Source organism: Dehalococcoidia bacterium (assembly GCA_021295915.1).
Classification (GTDB): Bacteria; Chloroflexota; Dehalococcoidia; order Lucifugimonadales; family UBA1123; genus VXRN01.
In genome coordinates this window covers 1-20,258 of record JAGWBK010000048.1, presented here as the reverse complement: position 1 = coordinate 20,258, position 20,258 = coordinate 1, and the positions used below count along the sequence as shown (strand labels likewise).

General features: G+C 61.8%; 19 protein-coding genes and 1 pseudogene. 12 read left to right on the top strand and 8 right to left on the bottom strand.

The features are described 5' to 3' along the window. Window positions 1–2: 2 nt before the first annotated feature. Window positions 3–203, bottom strand: a complete 201-nt coding sequence (locus J4G14_12710) for a hypothetical protein (GenBank protein ID MCE2458651.1) — start codon at window positions 201–203, stop codon at window positions 3–5. A 112-nt stretch (window positions 204–315) separates the two neighbouring features. Next, on the bottom strand, window positions 316–1,032 hold the full coding sequence (locus J4G14_12705; GenBank protein ID MCE2458650.1) for an NERD domain-containing protein: 717 nt from the start codon (window positions 1,030–1,032) through the stop codon (window positions 316–318). Window positions 1,033–1,320: 288 nt separating this feature from the next. On the opposite strand from J4G14_12705, the gene J4G14_12700 reads away from it, so the two are divergent. The 10 genes and pseudogenes from J4G14_12700 to J4G14_12655 all read left to right on the top strand — a co-directional run bounded on the left by J4G14_12700 (window position 1,321) and on the right by J4G14_12655 (window position 12,127). After that, window positions 1,321–2,421, top strand: coding sequence for an aryldialkylphosphatase (locus tag J4G14_12700; protein MCE2458649.1), 1,101 nt, complete (start codon window positions 1,321–1,323; stop codon window positions 2,419–2,421). A 333-nt stretch (window positions 2,422–2,754) separates the two neighbouring features. After that, the gene (locus J4G14_12695; GenBank protein ID MCE2458648.1) at window positions 2,755–3,714 is read left to right on the top strand and encodes a hypothetical protein; all 960 of its coding nucleotides are present in this window, start codon (window positions 2,755–2,757) and stop codon (window positions 3,712–3,714) included. 43 nt (window positions 3,715–3,757) lie between these two features. After that, the gene (locus tag J4G14_12690; protein MCE2458647.1) at window positions 3,758–4,858 is read left to right on the top strand and encodes an aryldialkylphosphatase; all 1,101 of its coding nucleotides are present in this window, start codon (window positions 3,758–3,760) and stop codon (window positions 4,856–4,858) included. Between the two features lie 30 nt (window positions 4,859–4,888). After that, on the top strand, window positions 4,889–5,989 hold the full coding sequence (locus tag J4G14_12685) for an aryldialkylphosphatase (protein ID MCE2458646.1): 1,101 nt from the start codon (window positions 4,889–4,891) through the stop codon (window positions 5,987–5,989). 196 nt (window positions 5,990–6,185) lie between these two features. After that, window positions 6,186–7,991 carry an ABC transporter substrate-binding protein gene (locus J4G14_12680; protein ID MCE2458645.1) on the top strand — a complete coding sequence of 602 codons (1,806 nt, stop codon included), beginning with the start codon at window positions 6,186–6,188 and terminating at the stop codon, window positions 7,989–7,991. Window positions 7,992–8,148: 157 nt separating this feature from the next. Beyond that, window positions 8,149–9,043: pseudogene (locus tag J4G14_12675) on the top strand (ABC transporter permease). A 30-nt stretch (window positions 9,044–9,073) separates the two neighbouring features. After that, on the top strand, window positions 9,074–9,952 hold the full coding sequence (locus tag J4G14_12670) for an ABC transporter permease (protein ID MCE2458644.1): 879 nt from the start codon (window positions 9,074–9,076) through the stop codon (window positions 9,950–9,952). 29 nt (window positions 9,953–9,981) lie between these two features. Beyond that, entirely contained in the window at window positions 9,982–11,214 is a 1,233-nt protein-coding gene (locus J4G14_12665; protein MCE2458643.1) for an amidohydrolase family protein, read from the top strand. 218 nt (window positions 11,215–11,432) lie between these two features. Further along, the gene (locus J4G14_12660; protein MCE2458642.1) at window positions 11,433–11,711 is read left to right on the top strand and encodes a type II toxin-antitoxin system Phd/YefM family antitoxin; all 279 of its coding nucleotides are present in this window, start codon (window positions 11,433–11,435) and stop codon (window positions 11,709–11,711) included. After that, on the top strand, window positions 11,708–12,127 hold the full coding sequence (locus J4G14_12655; GenBank protein ID MCE2458641.1) for a PIN domain-containing protein: 420 nt from the start codon (window positions 11,708–11,710) through the stop codon (window positions 12,125–12,127). The genes J4G14_12660 and J4G14_12655 overlap by 4 nt, the downstream gene beginning before the upstream one ends. A 294-nt stretch (window positions 12,128–12,421) precedes the next feature. Here the strand turns inward: J4G14_12655 and J4G14_12650 are convergent, their stop codons facing one another. From J4G14_12650 to J4G14_12625, 6 genes are all read right to left on the bottom strand, one after another. Then, window positions 12,422–13,498, bottom strand: coding sequence for a VWA domain-containing protein (locus J4G14_12650; protein ID MCE2458640.1), 1,077 nt, complete (start codon window positions 13,496–13,498; stop codon window positions 12,422–12,424). 13 nt (window positions 13,499–13,511) lie between these two features. After that, the gene (locus J4G14_12645) at window positions 13,512–14,498 is read right to left on the bottom strand and encodes a VWA domain-containing protein (GenBank protein ID MCE2458639.1); all 987 of its coding nucleotides are present in this window, start codon (window positions 14,496–14,498) and stop codon (window positions 13,512–13,514) included. Between the two features lie 11 nt (window positions 14,499–14,509). Beyond that, a complete protein-coding gene (locus J4G14_12640; GenBank protein ID MCE2458638.1) occupies window positions 14,510–15,427 on the bottom strand; it encodes a DUF58 domain-containing protein in 918 nt (305 codons plus the stop codon). Continuing rightward, complete coding sequence (locus J4G14_12635) at window positions 15,402–16,403, bottom strand: MoxR family ATPase (GenBank protein MCE2458637.1); 1,002 nt, start codon at window positions 16,401–16,403, stop codon at window positions 15,402–15,404. Before J4G14_12635 ends, J4G14_12640 begins: the two co-directional genes overlap by 26 nt. Before the next feature lie 150 nt (window positions 16,404–16,553). Continuing rightward, window positions 16,554–17,315 (bottom strand): trypsin-like peptidase domain-containing protein, encoded by a 762-nt coding sequence (locus tag J4G14_12630; protein MCE2458636.1) that lies wholly within the window; start codon window positions 17,313–17,315, stop codon window positions 16,554–16,556. A gap of 220 nt (window positions 17,316–17,535) precedes the next feature. Then, window positions 17,536–18,267 (bottom strand): intradiol ring-cleavage dioxygenase, encoded by a 732-nt coding sequence (locus J4G14_12625; GenBank protein ID MCE2458635.1) that lies wholly within the window; start codon window positions 18,265–18,267, stop codon window positions 17,536–17,538. A 174-nt stretch (window positions 18,268–18,441) separates the two neighbouring features. Here J4G14_12625 and J4G14_12620 point away from each other — a divergent pair, with 174 nt between their 5' ends. Both J4G14_12620 and J4G14_12615 read left to right on the top strand, forming a co-directional pair. Continuing rightward, the gene (locus J4G14_12620) at window positions 18,442–19,221 is read left to right on the top strand and encodes a YceI family protein (protein MCE2458634.1); all 780 of its coding nucleotides are present in this window, start codon (window positions 18,442–18,444) and stop codon (window positions 19,219–19,221) included. A gap of 573 nt (window positions 19,222–19,794) precedes the next feature. Next, a partial coding sequence (locus J4G14_12615; protein MCE2458633.1) for an AMP-binding protein occupies window positions 19,795–20,258 on the top strand: 464 nt, incomplete at its 3' end.

Genomic DNA, 20,258 nt, shown 5'->3' with positions numbered 1-20,258 from the left:
ATTCACCGTCTCCTGCGCCCAGCCCGCCTGGGGCGGCTGGAACGGTTGCTCGAGCGCTTCCTATGAAACTCGTGGTCTCCCTGTATGCGCTGGACCACGCTGACTGCTGACTCGCGGTCCAGGCGTGGGGCGCGTCGCGAGAACAGGCAGTCTACCGTAACCTCATCGAGAGTACCGATGTAGTCCACGGTCTGTTTCTCCACCCTGCCCACCTCTGACTTGTCGTGAGTCAGGACGACGGCACGGTTGACCCGATTCACCAGGTCCCGTTTCGACAGGAACCTCTCCAGTGGCTTGACCGCGCCATTGACCTGTTCACTGGGTGAGCGACCTCTGCGGTCCTCGATGGGCCGTTCCGACTCCACGAGGTTGCCGTACCCAGGTGTCTCCGCTGACAAACACCCTGCCGTTCAGGTACTTCGTCTCCAGCGCGCACACTCCGAGCGGCCCGACGAGTATCTGGTCGACCTCGCCGCCCGGACCCCGATAGCCTGAGATAAGTGTCCAGTCATCGTCCAGCAGGCTGGACAGGTGCTCAGTCACCCTGCGCTCTCCCTCGTTTCCGGCCTGCCACATCAGTTCCTCGTCGCTGGACTCCCCTCGCGGGGGTCGCGGGGGCTCCACCCAGCGCATGCTGATCTGCTCCCGCGATGGCTGCTTCGGCACACGGGTCGGGAAGAAGAGCCCCATGAACCCGACCGTCACCGGAATCGCCAGCAGGATCTCCCAGTTTTCCGGCATCATCACGTAGGCGAAAACGGAGGCGACCATCACGGCGAGACACAGCAGTAACAACACCCTCCACTTCGATACCCCATCGACGAACTTCCGCACCCAGCTCATGGCGTTCCAGTCCACGAGTTCGCGCTGGTACGCGGACATCCGGCTTTCGTACTCGTCCTCAACACGCCTGGTGAGGGCTTCGGACTCTCTCTCGTACCGGGCCATCTCAACGTCATACTGCTGGTAGTGCTGACGCTCCTGCATGGCGATCATGTCGCCGGTGTGATCGGACAGGACTATCGTCTTCATGAGTCGTTCCCCGCATACGGCCCAACTGGGAGCAGGTGGGTCCCAGCCGGTATCGTCAGCGGCTCCCGATCAGTATTCTTCGGATGTACGCTCTGCGGAGGTCGTCTCCTGGCGATGATATGGTTGGTCATACGGACTCGATCCTATAGCAACAGTGTCTTCGCGAGATTGTTGCAAACCGGCTCATTCTCGTCCAGTTTCGGTGTATCCCCCGTTCTTTGCTTTCCCTACTCCCATCCCCTAGTATCGACGCCATCGCGACGCAGGTACTACGGGGAGGAGGAGACCATGACTACAAACGCGCCGAACATGGCCGGCAAGGTGATGACTGTCAGAGGTCCCATCGACCCGGCCGATCTGGGCTTAACCCTGATGCACGAGCACCTGTTCATCGTTATTTTCAAGGCATTAGAGCCGGACGATAACACTCCGGCCACAGACTGGCGCCTGTGGGACCAGACACTGACCATGGACAAGCTCGACCTGGCCCGCGCCCGCAAGCCGATCCGGGACAACGGGATACTGGTGGACGAAAGGGAGGCGATAGATGAGGCCATGGAGTTCCGCTACCGTGGCGGCGGCACCATCGTCGACGTCACCAGCATCGGCATCCGGCGAGACCCGCTGGCCCTGTCCCGAGTATCGCATGCCACCGGCCTCAACGTCGTCATGGGCGCAGGATGGTACCAGAAGCTCTACCATCCCGCAGACATGGACCAGAAGACCGTCGAGGAGATGACCGACGAGATCGTCCGGGACGTTACACTTGGCGTCGGAGACACTGGCATCCGCTCAGGCATTATCGGAGAGGTGGGAATCGAGGGCAATCCGATCACCGAGAACGAGGTCAAGAGCATCCGCGCCTCCGGTCGGGCCAGCCGCGCTACGGGCGCCCCAATCTCATTCCACCGCGGCGGCGTTGGCCGGGAGAAGCTGACGGTGATCGGCATCCTTGGCGAAGAAGGCACGGACATGTCTCGGGTGATCTTCGGTCACAGCGACCCCATCGCCAGCGACCTGGACCTGATGCTGGAGCTGCTCGACCACGGAGTCTACATCCAGTTCGACCTGCTTGGGCGGGTGGGCGCGCCGCTGCGATATGCGCCGGACGACGACGACCTCCAGTCGTTCTCGACCAGCGCCGGAGCGGCTGCGGTGGCAGACGCAATACCCAGGCTCATAGAGGCAGGCCATGCAGACCGCATCCTGCTGTCCCAGGACGTGTGTAACAAGAACCATCTCAAACGATACGGTGGTACGGGATACTCCTTCATCGTGGAGAGGTTCCTGCCCGAACTGCGCTCCCGGGGCGTCGCCGAAGAGCACATAGAGATGATGATGGTCGAGAACCCGCAGCGTATTCTTACCTTTGTAGAACCTCAGAGTTAAAAGGACTGATCAAGTGAGCGGACGACACTCATTTCGAGAACTGAGAGAAGGCTTCAGTCCAGAGCGGCGCCAGAGAATCGAGGCAATCAAGGAGGAGTTGCTTGCCGAGGTGTCTCCGAAGGACTTGCGCCGTGCGACAGCATCGACACGACAGGGTAAGCATAGATGGCATATCTCCTAGACCTGTTCACTCCGGAGACATGGGCCGCTTTCCGTGAGGTTGGCGCGACCGTGACTGCATTTCGTGAATGACACCAGCACTTAGCTGAGCAGCGAATCAGCCCAGGAGACTATTTCGTCTGCTACCTAACTCGACTGTCGCGATGGTGTGGGGTGCTCCAAGCCGAATCTGAGGCATACCGCGACGACAGCCCACTACACGATGAACTCAGCCCCTTCACAGTCCACGTCAAGGTCAAGCCAATCGTTATGCTGGACCCCGAATCCGCCATACCGATCTACGATGATGAGGTCTGGAACACGCTGAGCATCACGAACCAGCACACTAGGGGCACTCCGGTCTGGACCGGGTTCTTCAGGGCGTCGCTCAATGAATTTGAGGAGAGTGATGGCAGGTACCTCGTCGAGTTGCTTAACCAACAGCGCGAAAATCCCAGGAGCTTCCCCTTCACCGCCAAGGATAGGCGCCAACTAGTCAGCCGCAGGAAGGTACGCACTCTGGATAGAGAGGTGGAGGTGGAGGTACTGGACGACGAGGACGATGAACCTTCACTCGAGCCAGGAATGTTGGAGCCCACGGTGGCACCTGGCAGCCGGGAGTCGATACGGTACCAGGCGAAGGTGGCACAGATTGGTGCTCAGATGGGGTTTCACATCTGGGTGCCGAGGAACGATAGGTCACGTGTCTTGGAACACATCCCGAGGGCTATACACGAGAGCTTCTTGGACGCACTTCCACTGAACTATGACGATACGACACTGAGGACCGTTGAGCAGATCGACGTGCTGTGGCTCAAGGGAAGATCCATGGCAAGGGCCTTTGAAATCGAGCACACGACTGCCATCTATTCAGGTCTACTACGGAAGGCAGACCTGCTGGCCCTTCAGCCCAATATGGATATTCGCCTGCACATCGTGGCTCCACCGGACAAACGTGAAAGGGTCCTCCGCGAGATCAGGAGGCCGGTGTTTTCGCTACTGGATCGAGGCCCGTTGTACGAACAGTGTTCATTCCTGCCCTATGACTCAATCGACCGGCTATCAGAGCAACAGCACTTAGCCCACATGAGCGACAGCATCATCGGGGAGTATGAGGAGTCCGCGGAGGTGTAAGGACCTACGCAATATGTGATTCAAAGCAGTGGAGGAGGAGACCATGACTGCGAACGTACCGAACATGGCTGGCAAGGTGATGACCGTCCAGGGCCCCAGGGACCCGGACGTGCTGGGGCCCACCCTGATGCATGAGCACCTGTTCATCATCTTCTACAGGGGCGTGCTGCCGGACCACTACACACCCGCCACCGACTGGTGCCTGTGGGAGCAGGAGCTGACCATGGACAAGCTGGACATGGTGCGGGCCCGAAAGCCACTGCGGGACAACTGGCTGCTCATCGACGAGCAGGCGGCGATAGAAGAGGTGATGGAGTTTCGGTATCGCGGCGGAGGAACGATCGTCGACGTCACCAGCATCGGCCTCGGGAGAGACCCACTGGCACTGTCTCGAGTATCTCAGTCCACCGGTCTCAACATCGTCATGGGCGCCGGTTGGTACCAGAAGCTCTACCACCCCGTCGATATGGACGAGAAGACCGTCGAGGAGATGACCGACGAGATTATCCGGGACGTCACCGTTGGCGTCGGGGGCACCAGCATCCGCTCAGGCATCATCGGAGAGGTAGGCATCGAAGGCGACCCGATCACTGAGAACGAGGTCAAGAGCATACGGGCGGCCGGTCGTGCCAGTCGCGCCACCGGCGCCGCAATCTCGTTCCACCGCGGAGGCGTTGGACGGGAGAAGCTGGCGGTGATTGGTATGCTCGGCGAAGAGGGCACGGACATGTCCCGCGTGATCTTCGGCCACAGCGACCCTATCGCTGGAGACCTCGACCTCATGCTGGAGCTGCTGGGCCAAGGGGTCTACATCCAGTTCGACCTGCTGGGTCGGCTTGGCTCGCCCCTGCGGTTCGTGCCGGATGGCGACGACTTCGGGACGTTCTTCACCGGCGCCGGAACGGCTGCGGTGGCTGAGGCGATTCCGCAGCTCATCGAGGCCGGGTACGGAGATCGCATCCTGCTGTCCCAGGACGTGTGCGGCAAGGTACAGCTCAAGCGATACGGCGGAACGGGCTACTCCTTCATCATGGAGAGATTCCTGCCCGAACTGCGCTCCAGAGGTGTCGCCGAAGAGCACATCGATATGATGATGGTGGAGAATCCGCAGCGGATCCTGACGTTCGTGGAGCCGCAGGGGTAGGGTGAGAAGCAGGAAAGCGAGGAGGAGACCATGACTGCGAACGTTCCGAACATGGCTGGCAAGGTGATGACGGTCAGGGGGCCCATTGACCCGGACCAGCTTGGGGCCACTCTGATGCATGAGCACCTGTTCATAGCTCTCTACAGGGCCTTTGAGCCGGACCACTATACGCCGGCCACGGAGTGGTGCCTGTGGGAGCAGGACCTGACCATGGACAAGCTCGACCTGGCCCGCGACCGCAAGCCGATCCGCGACAACTGGCTGCTGATCGACGAGCAGACGGCAATTGATGAGGCCCTGGAGTTCCGGCATCGCGGTGGCGGCACCATCGTGGAGGTCACAAGCATCGGCATCCGGCGAGACCCGATGGCGATAGCTCGCGTGTCCCATGCCACCGGTCTCAACGTCGTCATGGGCGCGGGCTGGTACCAGAAGCTCTACCATCCGGAAGACATGGACCAGCGGACAGTCGAGGACCTGACCGACGAGATTGTCAGGGACGTCACCGTTGGCGTCGGTGACACCGGAATACGGTCGGGCATTATCGGAGAGGTCGGCATCGAAGGCGCGCCGATCACTGAGAACGAGGTCAAGAGCATACGCGCGTCCGGAAGGGCCAGCCGCGCAACGGGCGCTCCAATCTCGTTCCACCGCGGCGGCCGGGGACGCGAAAGGCTGGCGGTGATCGGCATGCTCGGCGAGGAGGGCACGGACCTCTCCCGCGTGATCTTCGGTCACAGCGATCCCATTGCCACCGATACGGAGCTGATGCTGGAGCTGCTGAGCCACGGGGTCTACATCCAGTTCGACCTGCTGGGACGTGTGGGCGTGCCGTTACGATACGCGCCGGTGGGCGACGACCTCCTTTCGTTCTCGACCAGCGCCGGAACTGCCGCGGTGGCCGACGCGATACCCAGGCTGATAGAAGCCGGACACGCCGACCGCATCCTGCTGTCCCAGGACGTATGCACCAAGGCGCATCTCAAGAAGTACGGCGGCACCGGGTACTCGTTCATCGTGGAGAAGTTCCTGCCTGAAATGCGCTCACGGGGCGTCTCGGAAGAGCACATCCAGATGATGATGGTCGAGAACCCCCAGCGTATCCTGACGTTCGCGGAGCCGCAGGACTAGGCCCACCGGATAGCAGGCTACTCGACACGCATCCTGGCTTCTACTTGTACCTGTAGCCGCTGCGGAAGCAAGTGTCTGTCGTTGACTTTCAGGAATCTCGTGACTAGTATTGCCGCCAGACCTGCTTCATGACGGGATCGACGATTACGTCATAGGCAAACGGTAGCGATGGGTAGATACTGAGGAGTGCCAGATAATGAAGCTGACGTCTTTCTTGCTCTTGAGTTCGATCGTAGTTCTGGCACTTGTGGCAGTCGCATGTGCCGGGGAGGAGGAAACTCCCGCCCCGGCGGCTCAACCCGCGCCAACAACGGCGCCTGCGGCTCCCGCTCCGGCGGCTCCGGCTCAGCCAGCTCCCGCACCGACGGCGGCTCCCGCTCCGGCAGCAGCGCCTCCGGCCATGGCGATGGAGCAGTCCGGCAATCTTGTCTGGTGCTGCCAGCTCAGTCATCCAAACGATGTGCCGAGCTACGTCCCGTTCTTCACGGCGGTGAGCGACCACTATGGCAGCAAGGAGCCTTTACTGTGGCGTGAGAGGGCGCCGATTCCACAGATCGGAGCCATCAACACGGACCAGAGCCTGGCAGAGGCCTGGGAGGTCTCCCCTGACCAGTCCTCGATCACATTCAAGATCCGGCAGGGGGTCCCGTTCCACAAGGGATGGGGCGACGTGACTGCCCATGACGTGGTGTGGAGCTTCAACAACGCCAAGTCAGAGGGCAACACCAACCCTCGTTCCGGCTTCTGGGGCGAGTACACCGACAGGTGGGAGGTTATCGACGACAACACCGCCGTCATGCACGTAAAGGGTAACCTGAGCGTCAGGTGGAGCGTGGAGCTTTCCAACCAGTGGAGAAACACGGGCTCCGTCCAGAGCAAGAAGGCTTTCGACGACCTCGGCCAGGACGAAGCCAACCTGACCTTTGCGGGCACGGGCCCCTTCGAGGTCATGCAGTGGGTGCCCGACGAGGTGCTCCAGGCAGAAGCCCTCCCAACCCACTACAGGGAGGCCGCCAAGGTGGAGAGCCTGGAGATCCGCGTAATCCCGGAGACTGCCAGCCAGATCGCCGCTCTCGAGGCCGGAGAGGTCCACATTGCGCCGATCCCCAACCAGTTCCTGAATGACGTACTGGGAAACATCGACGGCACCAAGAAGAGGGTCGGCCTGGGTAGCAGCGTCTTCGTGGCCTTCGGAGGCAACTACTGGGCTCAGATCGCGAGAGCGTCCGGTGAGACGGTATTCCCGAGAGAGGGATTCAAGCCGGATGAAGATCATCCGTGGATCGGCGACCCGGCAGACGACGCAAGCATGGACCGCTCCCTCAAGGTGCGCCAGGCGCTGGCAATGGCCATCGACCGCGACCTGATAAGCGAAGCCATCGAGCAGGGACTCGCTCCGCCTCACTACACCTTCATCGGCTTCACGGAAGACGAGCCGCAGTGGATGGATAGCTGGAAGATACCGTTCGACCCCGACATGTCGAAGCAGCTTCTGGATGAAGCTGGATACTCAGACGGAATCAAGACGGACTTCTGGACCACGCCTGGAGGCGCGTCACAGGAGATAGCCGAGGCCATCGCGCAGATGTGGGGTGACATAGGCGTCGATGTTTCGATGGAGGTTACGGCCTACGGCGCAAGGCGCCCGACCCTGATCAACCGGAACATCTCGATCCCATACATGTCAGGCAACGCCGTCGGTGACCATACGGACCCCCAGGGCCGGCTGATCAGCCCTGAAAAGGGAGGGGCGAACCGTGGCATCGAGCTTCCGAACGACATCTTGGACGAGTTCTACTATCCCAGCCTTTCGGAACCAAGCGAAGAGAAGCGCATAGCCAACAACGTGGCCATCCAAGACTACCTCTCCAGGTGGATGCTGAACTCGCCCCTGGTGCTGCGGCTGAACTTCATTGCCGTCAGCCCACAGGTCGCGGAGTGGACTCCCTATACGGACACGTTTGGACAAATCAACTCGCCTGAGACCGTTGTACTGAAGTAAAGCGGCCGGCCCATCCGAGAACAGAAATCCCCTCTCCCTTGAGGGAGAGGGCTAGGGCGAGGGTGAATGTGTCGCCCTCACCTTGCCATCGGTCAGATCTATGACAGGCGGTGCGCGCTAGCTCCGACTGGGTGAGGGACGCGGCTCTACCGATCTCATGGTACGTTTCATAACATTCCGGCTAGTCTATATCGCCATTGTCCTGGTGGTGGTGAGCATGCTCATCTTCGGGCTGTCCCGGCTCGTGGGAGACCCGAGGGACTACTACCTTGACGAGTATGCTACCGACGAGCAGTATGAAGCGTGGGGCAAGGCGATGGGCCTCGACAAGCCGCTCGCCGTCCAGTACTTCATCTGGGCGTCGAAGGCCGTCAGGGGCGAGTTCGGACAGTCCCTCCGCCACCGCCGCGAAGCTCTCGACGTTGTCGCCGAGACTGTACCCGCCACGCTGCAGCTATCAGGAGTCGGCTTCCTCGTAGTCCTTGTCATCGGCATACCACTCGGAGTGCTGTCAGCGGTCAAACGGGGGACCTACCTGGACTATGCGGGAAGGACATTCGCCCTCTTCAGCCAGGCCCTTCCGGCGTTCTGGTTAGGCATCATGATGATACTGCTCTTTGCGGTAGCGCTCGACTGGCTTCCGACCGGAGGCAGAGGCGACTGGAAGCACTACATACTGCCGGCCATCAGGGCTATTGCGGCTGGTGCGGTCGTCGATGCTGAACGTCCTGGACTCCGAGTACATCAAGCTCGCCCGGGCCAAGGGAGTGACCGGAAAGATGATCATCTGGAAACACGCATTCAAGAATGCGATGATTCCCCCGCTGACCTTCGCCGGGCTAATTCTCGCCGGGTTCGTCACGGGAACGGTGGTCAATGAGACCGTATTCTCGTGGCCGGGCCTCGGGCGACTGGCCGTGCAGTCGATCTTCAACAACGACTTCCCGATCATGAGCGCGGTGGTCCTGCTGGGATCGGGAGTGTACGTGCTTCTCAATCTCCTGACCGATCTCGCCTACGCATTCATCGATCCCCGCATCCGGTACGACTAGGCAGCCATGGCCGAGTTTCACGTTCCAAATATGAGCGATCTCCCATCTTCCGATGGCTCGGTGGTCTCCAGAGCTTACCAGTTCATCCGAAGGTGGCCCATCATCCCCGTCGGTATCGTCGTCCTGCTCATTCTCTGCGCGGCGTTCGCCGGTCTGCTGGCCCCGTACGACCCCGAGAGGGGCAACCTGCGAGAGCGAAACGTGCCTCCGATATGGTCTGCAGAGGGAAGTACCAGTCACGTTCTTGGCACGGACCCGCAGGGAAGAGACATCCTCAGCCGCATCATATTCGGGGCCAGGATCTCGCTGATCATAGCCGCCGTGGTGCTGTGTTCAGGGGGCATCGGCGGGACCATACTGGGACTCATCGCAGGCTACGCAGGAGGGATAGTTGACGAGCTGATCATGCGCTTCGTCGATATCACCCTGGCCGTGCCGTTCATCCTGGTCGCCATGGTGGTAGTCATCGTGGCTGGTCAGAGCCTTACCATCATCATCATCCTTCTTGTCGCCTTCAGTTGGAACGCCTTCGCCAGGCAGGTGCGGGCTGAGACCCTTCAGCTCAAGACCGCAGACTACGTCGCCCTGGCGACCGTCGCCGGGGCATCCACCTGGAGAATCATGTACCGGCACATTCTTCCGGGTGTGTCGAGCACGCTGCTGGTAATCGCCACGCTGCGCGTCGGCCAGCTCATCCTGACGGAGTCCATCCTGAGCTTCCTCGGAGTCGGGATCCCGCCGCCCACGCCGGCATGGGGCGTGATGATCGCCGACGGCAGGTCGTACCTGGCCACGGCGTGGTGGGTCGCCTTCTTCCCCGGCATGGCCATATTCCTGACGGTGCTCGCGTTCAACTTCCTCGGAGACTGGCTGAGAGACTGGTTCGACCCCCGGCTGAGACAGATATAGTCCGGCCGCATACCACTGGAGGAGTTGGCATGAAGGCGATCACCGGGGCGACGTTGATAGACGGCACAGGCAGCGCGCCGGTGTCCGACGCAGTTGTGCTGATCGAAGGCAGCGACATCATCGGCGTGGGCAGTGCCGAGTCGATGCAGGTCCCGGACGGCGCGGAGCTGATCGAGGCTCCCGGAATGACGGTGATGCCAGGACTGATCGACACGCACGACCACCTGGCGTCGTTTGCGTACGAGATCGCCAGCAGGTGGGGAATCACGGAGCCGCGCAGCACACGCCACCTGCGAATCGCGTCCGTGCTTCGTCAGACGCTCGAGACCGGCTACACGACCGTAAGGGACGCCGGAGGGCTGGCCGCGGGATTTCGCATGGCCGTGGACGAGGGTCTGGTGCCGGGGCCACGTCTGCACGTCGCGCTGGGCTTCATCACGCCTACGGGCGGCATGGCCGACAGCGTCAGCCCGCTCGGTTACAGGGCTCCCGCCGGGGACGACTCCGGGCTGCCCTGGGGAGTCGCTGACGGGCCGGAGGCCATGCGCGCGAAGGTGCGCGAGATGGTCGGCGCAGGCGCGGACGTGATAAAGACAGCGACCACCGGCGGCGCAAGCTCCGGCGCAGGGCTGGGCCCAAGGGACGTGCTGTTCGAGCGCAATGAACTCGAGGCGCTGGTCGACGAAGCGCACAAGAGGGGCAAGCGCGTGATGTGCCACGCGCTCGGAGGCGAGGGTCTTCGGATGGCGATCGAGGTGGGCGTGGACTCCATCGAGCACGGCTCGTACCTCGACGAAGACCCGGAGCTGCTGCCGATGATGGCGGAGAAGGGCATCTGCTTCACGCCGACCTTCGGGGTGTACACGTTCCACACGACACGGGGCACGCCGCACGGCAGGGAGCGCGCCGCTGCGCTGCGCGAGCACCACGTCAGAAGCCTGGAGATGGCGCTGGAGCGCGGAGTCACGGTGACCGCGGGCACCGACGAGGGCGGCTGGGAGCACGGCAACAACGCGCACGAGATAAGCTGCCTCGTCGAGGCTGGGATGACTCCCATGCAGGCCATAGTCGCCGCCACGGGCGATGCGGCCGACTGCATGGGCCTGGGTGGGGAGATCGGTCGCATCGAGGCGGGCAAGAGGGCCGATGTCATCCTCGTCGAGGGCAACCCACTCGATGACGTGACGATGCTGGAGCGCGGCGCCGCCGTGCGGTTCGTCATGAAGGACGGGGTTACGTTCGTGGACGAGCGGGCTTCTTAGAGGGTCCCTGACGAGTCCCTTCTCCCCTTGCGGGAGAAGGTTAGAGCCTGCCCCGGGCTTGATCCGGGGATGAGGGGGTATCGTTCCAAGACTTTCACCCTCACCCCAACCCTCTCCCCCAGGAGAGGGGGTCTTTGATCGGTGAGGTTTTGAACCGTTCCCCTTTTCACCCTCGCAATTTATAGTCTACAATGGACTATATCGATTGGGAGACTTCAATGGCGGGTACAGAATCCAAACGCGTCTGGACCGTGGCTGAGGCCAAGGCCCGGTTGTCGGAAGTCCTGCGCCTCGCCGAGTCCGAGGGTCCGCAGCACATCGGCACGCGCAAGACCTTCGTGGTGGTGCCCGCAGAAACTTGGTACAGGAGCCAGGAGCCCCCGGTGCACCTGGGCCGGTGGCTCGTCAACAATGTCCCCCGAGGCCTCGACTGGGACATACCCCGGGACCGCCAATCGGGCCGGAGAGTCCCCTTCACTGACGAGGACACTAGTTGACCGGATTCCTGCTGGACACCAATGTCATCTCCGAGGTGTCGCGTGAATCGCCAGATCCCCGAGTCATCAGGTTCCTGACTGCGGAGGGCGATCTCTGGCTGTCGACTGTGACCGTTTACGAAATGGAGTATGGGCTTGCGCTGCTTCCCTACGGGCGCCGGCTGGAGACTTTGAGGGCGGTGCAATCGGACATCCTTGCAGCATTCGACGACCGTGTGCTGACGCTGGACCGGAACGCCGCTGAATGGGCAGCACGGTTCCGTGCCAGGTCCAGGCGGGCGGACCGCCCGATGGATGTCGGCGACGCACTGATAGCGGGAATTGCCCGAGCCAACGGTCTCTCAATAGCCACCCGCAACGTGGGAGATTTCGAATCAGTGGACCTGGAAATCGTGAATCCCTGGGAGTATGGATGACCACCTTCTCCGAGTCCGAAGCTGAACAGCTTGCCTTCAAGTTGCTTGAGTGACTCGGCTGGACCGTAAAATACGGCCTGGACTTAATTCTCACTGACGCTCCCGCCCTCTCCCATGAAGGGAGAGGGGGTGTGTAGACCAGCAAATCGTTCGTGGTGAGCTTGTCGAACCATGATCGGGGCCCTTCGACAAGCTCAGGGTGAACGGAGGCGAGCGAGGCACCCTCCATCCTTCGAGGGGCTCAAGGGGGACGGGTGCGGGCGTCCCGCCCGCGCTCCGAATTGGGGGTCCGGCTTACGGTAGGGGGCTCCAGCGGAGGCCGAGGGCGACTGCTGAGAGGGTGAGCAGGGCGCTTATGGCGGTCAGGACTGCTGAGACCTCCATGCGCACTTTCTTCTTCTCGGTCTGTATGGGGATCGTGGCGAAGACTTCGATGAGCTCGTCCTCGCTCCCGGCGGCGTAGTACTCGGCGCCGGTGATCTCGGCCACACTAATCAACGCCCGTTCGTCGAGCTGGAGGTAGTTCCGGCCTCCGAACCTGCCGCCGAAGGTGCCGAATCCTCCCGTTCCGATGCGGTTGTTCAGCTCGTCGCTTCCTAGCTGGCTGGGTGTGCACCTCATTACCAGCGGGCTCTCGGTGCCGAAGCCGATCGTGTACACACGAACTCCGCGGTCGCGTGCGAACTCCGCGGCGATCACCGGGCTGACGCCTCTGGTGCTCGCGCCGTCGGTCAGCAGCACGACGATGTCAGGCTGGAGTACAACCTCGGTGTCTGCGTCCGAGTCCATTTCAGCAGGACTTGAGTACACGGTGACGGGAGAGATGTCCGGGTTCACCTCGGCGAGCGCGTCGATGGAGCGCATGATCGCGCTGCCCACAGACGTCCTGCGTGCGGTGATGAGGCCGTCCACCGCCTCGGTCAGCGCTTCCGTGTCGGTGGTGGGCGGGACGATGAGCTGCGCAATTCCAGCGAAGGCGACGAGGCCGACCTGCGTATCCGTTTCCTGGCTCTCGATAAACCTCTTCGCCGCCTCCTGGGCGACGGTCAGCCGGTTGGGATCGACGTCGCTGGCGCACATGCTCAGCGAGACGTCCAGCGCCAGTACGACGGTGGTCCTGCTGGAGGCGACCGTCACGTTGGCAAAGGGACGCGAGAGCGCCACGACGAGCAGCATGAGGGCGAGCAGGACCAGGACGAAGGGGAGGTGTCGCTTCCAGCGCGTGCTGCCGGGCATGGCCTGTCTCACCAGCGACAGGCTGGAGTAGTGGACGGCAAACCGTCGCCTCCGCCTGAGCACCAGCAGGTAGACGAGTGCGACCAGTGGTATCGCGATCAGAAGCAGCAGGTAGGCAGGCCAGAGCAGTCCCATTCATCCCCTCCGTCTATGGCACCCGGCCGAACCACAAGAGTGACAGGCCTCCGGCAACAAGCAGAACCAGCATACTTACGGCACCCAGAATCGCCGTAATCTCGATCTCCCTCGACTCGACGACGAACTCGGTCTCCATCTCTTCGTACACCCGGGGCGCGTCGTCCAGGTCTTCGATCCTGAAGTACTCTCCCTCGGTAGTCAGCGCGACCTCCTGCAAGACCGGCTCGTTCAGGACTGTGAAGAGGTTGAAGCCGTCTACCTCGACCACAGCCCCCTCCGAGGTGCCCAGTCCCACGGTGTAGACCCGCACACCCCGGTCGATGGCCAGTTGCGCGGCCTCAAGCGGGTCAGGTGGGTCCGTGTTCTCACCGTCGGTCAGCAGCACGATGATGGACGGCGCAAGGCCGGTCTGAGGAGCATCCCCAGCCAGCGGGGCCGTGCCCTCGGAGCCGAGGTAGGACTCGGGATAGACCAAATTCAGCGCGGTCAGTATGCCACGTCCCAGCGACGTCCCGCTCTGGGGCACCAGGCGGTCGATGGTCGCGATCAGCGCCTCGTCGTCGTCGGTCGGCGGCTGAACAACCAGCCCGCCCTCTCCAAAGGCCACGACTCCTATCCTGGCGCTGCCGGGACGCTGTTCGACGAGGGTCCGACCGACCTGCTTGGCGACGTCCATCCGCGTCGGTTCGACGTCATCGGCGGCCATGCTGCCCGACACGTCGAACGTCAGCAGCACGGTGCCCTCCATGCGGGGCAGCGGTATTTCGATTTCAGGGCGTGCTGATGCAATCACCAGGAGCGCCACTCCGACGAGGAATATGATTGGCGGGAGATGTCGCCTCCATCCGGCCTGTACGGCAACGCCCTCGCGCACGATCCCAAGGGTGCCCAGGCTGGCCGCGTCCCTGGTCCGTTTCTGCTGCAGGTGAATATAGACGTAGACGCAAACGGGTATTGCGAGGAGAGAGACGAGGACCCAGGGCCAGATGAAAGACACTATGTGCACCCCTACCGCGGACGCAGCCGCATCCGGCTGCGCAGTGCGACGAACCGCACTATGGACTGCACGATGTCCTCATCCGTGGACAGCGGCAGCTCGGACACGCCAGCGCGCTTGAAGGTCTGCGCCAGCTCCTCCTCCCGCTGCAACGCCGCTTCCCTGAACCGTCGTCTGAAGCCTCTGTCGCTCGTGTCCACGCTGAGCTGCGCGCCCGTCTCCGAGTCCTCGACCAGCACGACTCCGACGTCTGGCAGGTCCATCTCGCGCGGGTCCCACAGACGCACGGCGAGCAGCTCGTGCTTCCTGCCAAGCCGGTCCAGGGCACTGTCCCAGCCGGGGATGCAGATGAAGTCGGACACCACGAAGACCAGCGAGCTTCGCCTGATGCTGTTGAACCCGGACTCCAGCAGCTTCGTCAGGTTGGTCATCGTCCCGCCGGGCGCCTGATGCTGTCTCTGGATGTCGTTGATCAGGCGGAGCACCTGAGCCCGGCCGCCGCGGGGAGGAATCGCGACCTGCTCATCGTTGTCATACAGGATGGCCCCTACCCGGTTCCCGTTTCGCGTGAGCAGGCGCGCCAGCATGCCGACGAAGTCGACCATGACCGACTCTTTATGCCTCTCGACGGCGCCGAAAGCCATAGACGGACTCATGTCTAGCAGGAACCATGCCGTGACCTCGCGGTCTTCCATGAACTGGCGCACGTAGGGCCTGTCCATCCGGGCCGTGACGTTCCAGTCGATGTGGCGAACGTCGTCCGGCGGCTGGTACTCGCGCAGTTCGGCAAAGTCCAGGCCGCCACCCATGAAGAGGCTGCGGTAGTCTCCCTGGAGGATCCCGTCGAGACGGCGCAGCACCTGCCACTCGAGGCGTTGCAGCACCCGCTCCGGGGTCTGTGGGCTATCTGACTGGACGGGCGCCTGCATACTCTCTCAACGGCACATCCGGCATCGGGATGGCGTCCATTAGCCTGGCAAGAATATCGTCGCTTTCGATGTTGTCCGAAAGGGCTTCGTACGAGAGCACAAGACGGTGCCTTATGGTGTCGAGTGCAACGTCGCGAACGTCTTCCGGCAGGGCGTAGTCGCGTCCACGTACGAAGGCGAGGGCCCTTCCCGCGAGTATCATGTTGATGGACGCGCGGGGGCTTGCCCCGAACAGTATGTACCGACTCAGGTCTTCGAGGCCGTACTGTTCGGGCTCGCGAGTCCCCGTGACCAGCCTGACCGAGTACTCCATGAGAGCCGGGTCCACGTAGACCCTGTCCGCCTGGCGCTGGAGTTCGAGCATCTCGTCGACGCTGACCACCGGCTGCACGTCCTGCAGCGTGGTCGTCATGCGCTCCACGATCACGAACTCCTCGGTCGCGCTCGGGTAGCCGACGAGCACCTTCATCATGAACCTGTCCACCTGCGCCTCGGGCAGCGGGTAGGTGCCCTCGGCCTCGATGGGGTTCTGGGTTGCCATGACCAGGAACGGATTCGGCACAGGGAAGGACTCGCGTCCGATGGTGACCTGCCGCTCCTGCATCACCTCGAGCAGGGCGCTCTGGACCTTTGCCGGCGCGCGGTTGATCTCGTCGGCCAGCAGCAGGTTGGTGAAGACAGGTCCCAGCGACGTGTTGAACTCCCCCGTCCTCTGGTTGTAGATGCGGGTGCCCACCAGGTCGGCCGGCATGAGGTCGGGTGTGAACTGGATGCGCTGGAACTCACCGCCAATCGCCTGGGAGAGCGTCTTGACTGCCATGGTCTTCGCCAGACCCGGCACTCCCTCCACGAGGATGTGGCCCCTGGCCAGCAACGCAACCACCATGCGCTCCAGCAGGTGATCCTGGCCCACGATGACCTTCTTCACCTCGTAGAGGACCCGTTCCATCGGTTGGTTTAGTTCAGTGTTGGTCATATACGCTCTTCACCTCTTGATCTTACAGGGGTGAGTAGACCGACAATTCGTTCGTCCTGAGCTTGTCGAAGGACACCCCCAGCCCTTGGATTCCCGCTTTCGCGGGAATGACGGTTTGAAATACATACCCCTGTCAGACCTCTTGATACACTACCGCTCCGGGCCTCCGGCGGCGCCCGCTGCTATGTCGATCGGCACCGCGAACCCTATACCAATGAAGACACCCTGTTCGGAAGGGTTGACCAGTCCGGTAACTATGCCAACCACCTGGCCTCGGCGGTCCAGAAGCGGTCCGCCTGAGTTCCCCTTGTTCACCGCCGCGTCGAACTGGATCAGGTCCCTCAGGACCTGGTCGCTGCCCGATACTTTGAAGTCGCGGTCCAACCCAGACACCACGCCGGCGCTCATCGAGGCTACCAGACCCAGTGGGTTGCCTACCGTAAACACCTCGTCTCCCACTCGCAGTCCGGCCGAGCTGCCAATGGTGGCCGGAACTATGAGGCCCGGCAGCGAGGTGGGCGTCAGGACCGCGATGTCCCTCTCGGGATCGACACCGGAAACTATGGCGTGAGACTCACTCCCGTCCGCGAAGGCGATCTGGACCTCCGACGCTCCATCGACGATATGCAGCGATGTGAGCACCGTGGCGTCGGCGTTGACGACCACGCCGGTCCCAATGCCGAATCCCTCTTCCTCGTCTTCCCTGTCCGTCTGCACGATAACCAGGGACGGCAGAATGGCCCGGTACACCAGCGCCGATATGGCCGGCTCTGACGTCTCAGCCATGGATGCCAGGGCCTCCGCAACCGCCTCGTCCACGTTCGCAGTGGCCGGTTGGGCCTCGTCGCTACTGTAAGTCCTCCAGAGCAGCAGCGTAACCAGCAACAGGATTGACAGGAGGCCGAGATACATCCAGAACGAAGACTGCCTGAGCAGCGACCGGAATCGACTCACCCACGCCAGGGGCCGGGAAGCCGATCTGTCTTCGGACTCCCCCGCTGTCGGCGGCTCGGAGTCAGGACTGTATGACTGGATTGTTCCGCGGCGCAGTACCGCCTCCTAAGTGCCTCTTGCACGCACGCTGAACGCTGCATGACCTATCTGAGAGTAACACAGCAGCATTGACTCATTCTCAACGCCTGACTGCTATCGTCAGCGCGACATGATACCCGTCGCCGTCCTGCCTCACCTGCCCCAGCAGCGCCTGATCTTCCGAGTCATCGTTAACCAGCCGATCGCTCTCATTCGTCGTGCTGCGAGGCCCATGCTCAGAGTAGGGCTCCGACTGCAGGACGACGTCCGTGACTTCATCCGGGAAGTGCATCTGTGATGTCAGCAGGCGTTGTTCGTCTGTATAGGCTTTGAAGTGGATGTGAATGGTCCTGCCCGGATACGCGCCGGGATAGATCGTGTCGAACTCGGCGAGTCCGTCTGCGTCGGTAATCTGCTTTCCTCGCAGGAAAGTCTGGCCGGACGTGTCTGCGCCATCGTCACCCTGTCCACGGTAGCCGGAATAGAGGCCTGCCGCGTCGGTGTGCCAGATGTCCACGAACGCGTCGGGAATCGGCGCGCATGAGCCCGCCTCGACCAGGCGGAACGAGACCAGCAGCGGCGTGCCGGGCTTCCCCTCAGTGATGTCGCGCCGCACCATGCCGGCGTCGAAGTAGAACGGCCCTTCGGTCTTCGAGGGGGTGAGATCGCAGGAGGGCTGAGCCACGTCGGTGGAAGCAGCGGGCGTCACGACGGTGTTGACCTCGGCTGGAGCAGCATTGCCTGAAGAGTCTTCGGCATCATCTCCGCAGGCTGAGAACGCCAGGGTCAGGAGCAACAGCAATAGAGCGGGGACACACCGGGAGACTCTCATGTTGTCTTTTCTCAACTGCACATGGGCGATGCACTTCGGAACTTGGCGCGCAGGCAACAATGCCTGTAACGTGTCAGCGATGGCTGAGGTTAGGATTGGGGCGATCCGGGACTAACTCCAGGGGCCGATTCCCGTTTACATAGTTGGCAGCTTTTTCTGTCACTCGAGGAGACAATGAGTAAGAGAATCGCAGTTACAGCCGGTCCATTCCTATCCCGCCGACGACTTGGAGGGTCCCGCATCTTTCGTATTGCAATGATGGGTGTGGTGGTCGTCCTGGCGGCGGCCGTCCTGGCAGCCTGTGGGTCGGACGAACCGGAGGTAAGTCAGCCCACAGCGACGGCGCCCGCCGACACTCCCGCTCCTGCACCCACATCAGAGCCCTCCCCAGTTCCGACGGAGGCTCCGGTTGCTGAAGCGAGGTCCGTTGGAGATGTGGAAGGTGTGACCTTCACCGTTGGAGAGGGCTCCAAGGTCACTTTCTCCGTGCGGGAGGAGCTGGCGTCTGTGCCGCTGCCATTCGATGCCAAGATAAGCACGACCGCGCTCTCGGGTGAAATCCACCTGGACGGGCGTGACTCTGTAATCGAGATCGACCTTCAGAGCCTGAGCAGCGACAACTCCTTCCGGGACCGCTACATCCGGTCCAGGATGTTCGGCGAGCACCCCACCGGCGTGGTCACCGTAAAAGGAATGAGTGATCTGCCGAGCGGGTTCATCAGCGGAGAGACCGTTACCACTGATGTCGAAAGCGATCTGCTGATCCGGGAAGTGACAGCCCCGCTGACGTTCGAGGTCGAGGCACTTGACGAAGGGACCGTGATCTCCATAACGGGCCGCACGACGTTCACATGGGACGATCTGCAGATGCAGAAGCCTTCGGCCAGATCGGTCGTGAGCCTCGATGACGAAGTCAAGGTAGAGGTGGTGCTGTCAGCCACGCCCGCAAACTGAGGCTCCTTCGCATAACCCCCTCTCCTCAGGGCTGACAGGGGTAGGTAAACCGACAACTCGTTCGTCACAGGATCAAGTCCGGCGCAGGCTCTGAGCTTGTCGAAGGACACCCCGTCCTCTGGATTGCCGAGCGGCGAGCCACTAACGTGGGTTCCCGCTTTCGCGGGATGACGGTTTGCGAATGCCTATCCCCGTAAGCTCCCTCGGGGTGAGGGTGAAAGTGGCCTAATGCCAAGCTAAGGGGCACCACTCCCGTGGTGAAGCTCCGGTTGGTCGGTTTACTTTATGCTTCATGCCGGTTTACTTTATGGCTAATCTTTTGTAGGCTAATGACAATTAGCCTTAATCGCGCCGCATACGACTCGATGTGGTCATAGAGCAGGGCTCTCTGGCTCCACTTCGCAGGTCATCGCCGATCCGAACGGGCTACCCAACGACCACATGGCGTAATCACACGCAATTGGTATTGTGTCAAATTCCGCAATACTTCCCTGATGTGTGTCTGAGCAGGATGAGATAGCGCTTATGATTTCTGTAGAGCATAGTCTGCAAGACCTTTTCAAGACCCAAGCCTTGGAGACTCCAGATGAGCCGGCAATAGTGTTCGGCCATGAGGAGATGTCTTACAGTCAACTTGATGAGGCGACGGACGCACTTGGCGTCTACCTTCGCTATTGCGGTGTTTCAACTGATGACCCGGTTGGCATTTTCATGGAGACCTGCCCGGAGTACATCGTCGCGAGCATCGGAACTCTGAAGGCCGGCGGGGCCTTCATGCCCATGGACCTCGACTCTCCTGAACCTTTGCTGCGGGCCATAGTCGCAGAATCGCAGCCCAAGGTGGTGGTCACCAAATCTCCCCACCTGTCCAGACTGGACGGATTCATGGGGACGCACATACTGTCCATTGACAGTGATCAGTCCTGGAGGAGCTTCGATGCAGCAGCCGGTGGTACCCACGTCGCCACTGACAGCCTGGCGTTCATCCCCTACACCTCGGGCACGACCGGAGACCCGAAGGGGGTAATGCTGGCCAG

Bases quoted from the DNA above. Each gene is read 5' to 3' on its own strand.
- J4G14_12705 (MCE2458650.1), bottom strand. From the start codon at position 1,032: ATGAAGACGATAGTCCTGTCCGATCACACCGGCGACATGATCGCCATG.
- J4G14_12700 (MCE2458649.1), top strand. From the start codon at position 1,321: ATGACTACAAACGCGCCGAACATGGCCGGCAAGGTGATGACTGTCAGA.
- J4G14_12690 (MCE2458647.1), top strand. From the start codon at position 3,758: ATGACTGCGAACGTACCGAACATGGCTGGCAAGGTGATGACCGTCCAG.
- J4G14_12685 (MCE2458646.1), top strand. From the start codon at position 4,889: ATGACTGCGAACGTTCCGAACATGGCTGGCAAGGTGATGACGGTCAGG.
- J4G14_12680 (MCE2458645.1), top strand. From the start codon at position 6,186: ATGAAGCTGACGTCTTTCTTGCTCTTGAGTTCGATCGTAGTTCTGGCA.
- J4G14_12670 (MCE2458644.1), top strand. From the start codon at position 9,074: ATGAGCGATCTCCCATCTTCCGATGGCTCGGTGGTCTCCAGAGCTTAC.
- J4G14_12665 (MCE2458643.1), top strand. From the start codon at position 9,982: ATGAAGGCGATCACCGGGGCGACGTTGATAGACGGCACAGGCAGCGCG.
- J4G14_12660 (MCE2458642.1), top strand. From the start codon at position 11,433: ATGGCGGGTACAGAATCCAAACGCGTCTGGACCGTGGCTGAGGCCAAG.
- J4G14_12650 (MCE2458640.1), bottom strand. From the start codon at position 13,498: ATGGGACTGCTCTGGCCTGCCTACCTGCTGCTTCTGATCGCGATACCA.
- J4G14_12640 (MCE2458638.1), bottom strand. From the start codon at position 15,427: ATGCAGGCGCCCGTCCAGTCAGATAGCCCACAGACCCCGGAGCGGGTG.
- J4G14_12635 (MCE2458637.1), bottom strand. From the start codon at position 16,403: ATGACCAACACTGAACTAAACCAACCGATGGAACGGGTCCTCTACGAG.
- J4G14_12630 (MCE2458636.1), bottom strand. From the start codon at position 17,315: ATGTATCTCGGCCTCCTGTCAATCCTGTTGCTGGTTACGCTGCTGCTC.
- J4G14_12625 (MCE2458635.1), bottom strand. From the start codon at position 18,267: ATGAGAGTCTCCCGGTGTGTCCCCGCTCTATTGCTGTTGCTCCTGACC.
- J4G14_12620 (MCE2458634.1), top strand. From the start codon at position 18,442: ATGAGTAAGAGAATCGCAGTTACAGCCGGTCCATTCCTATCCCGCCGA.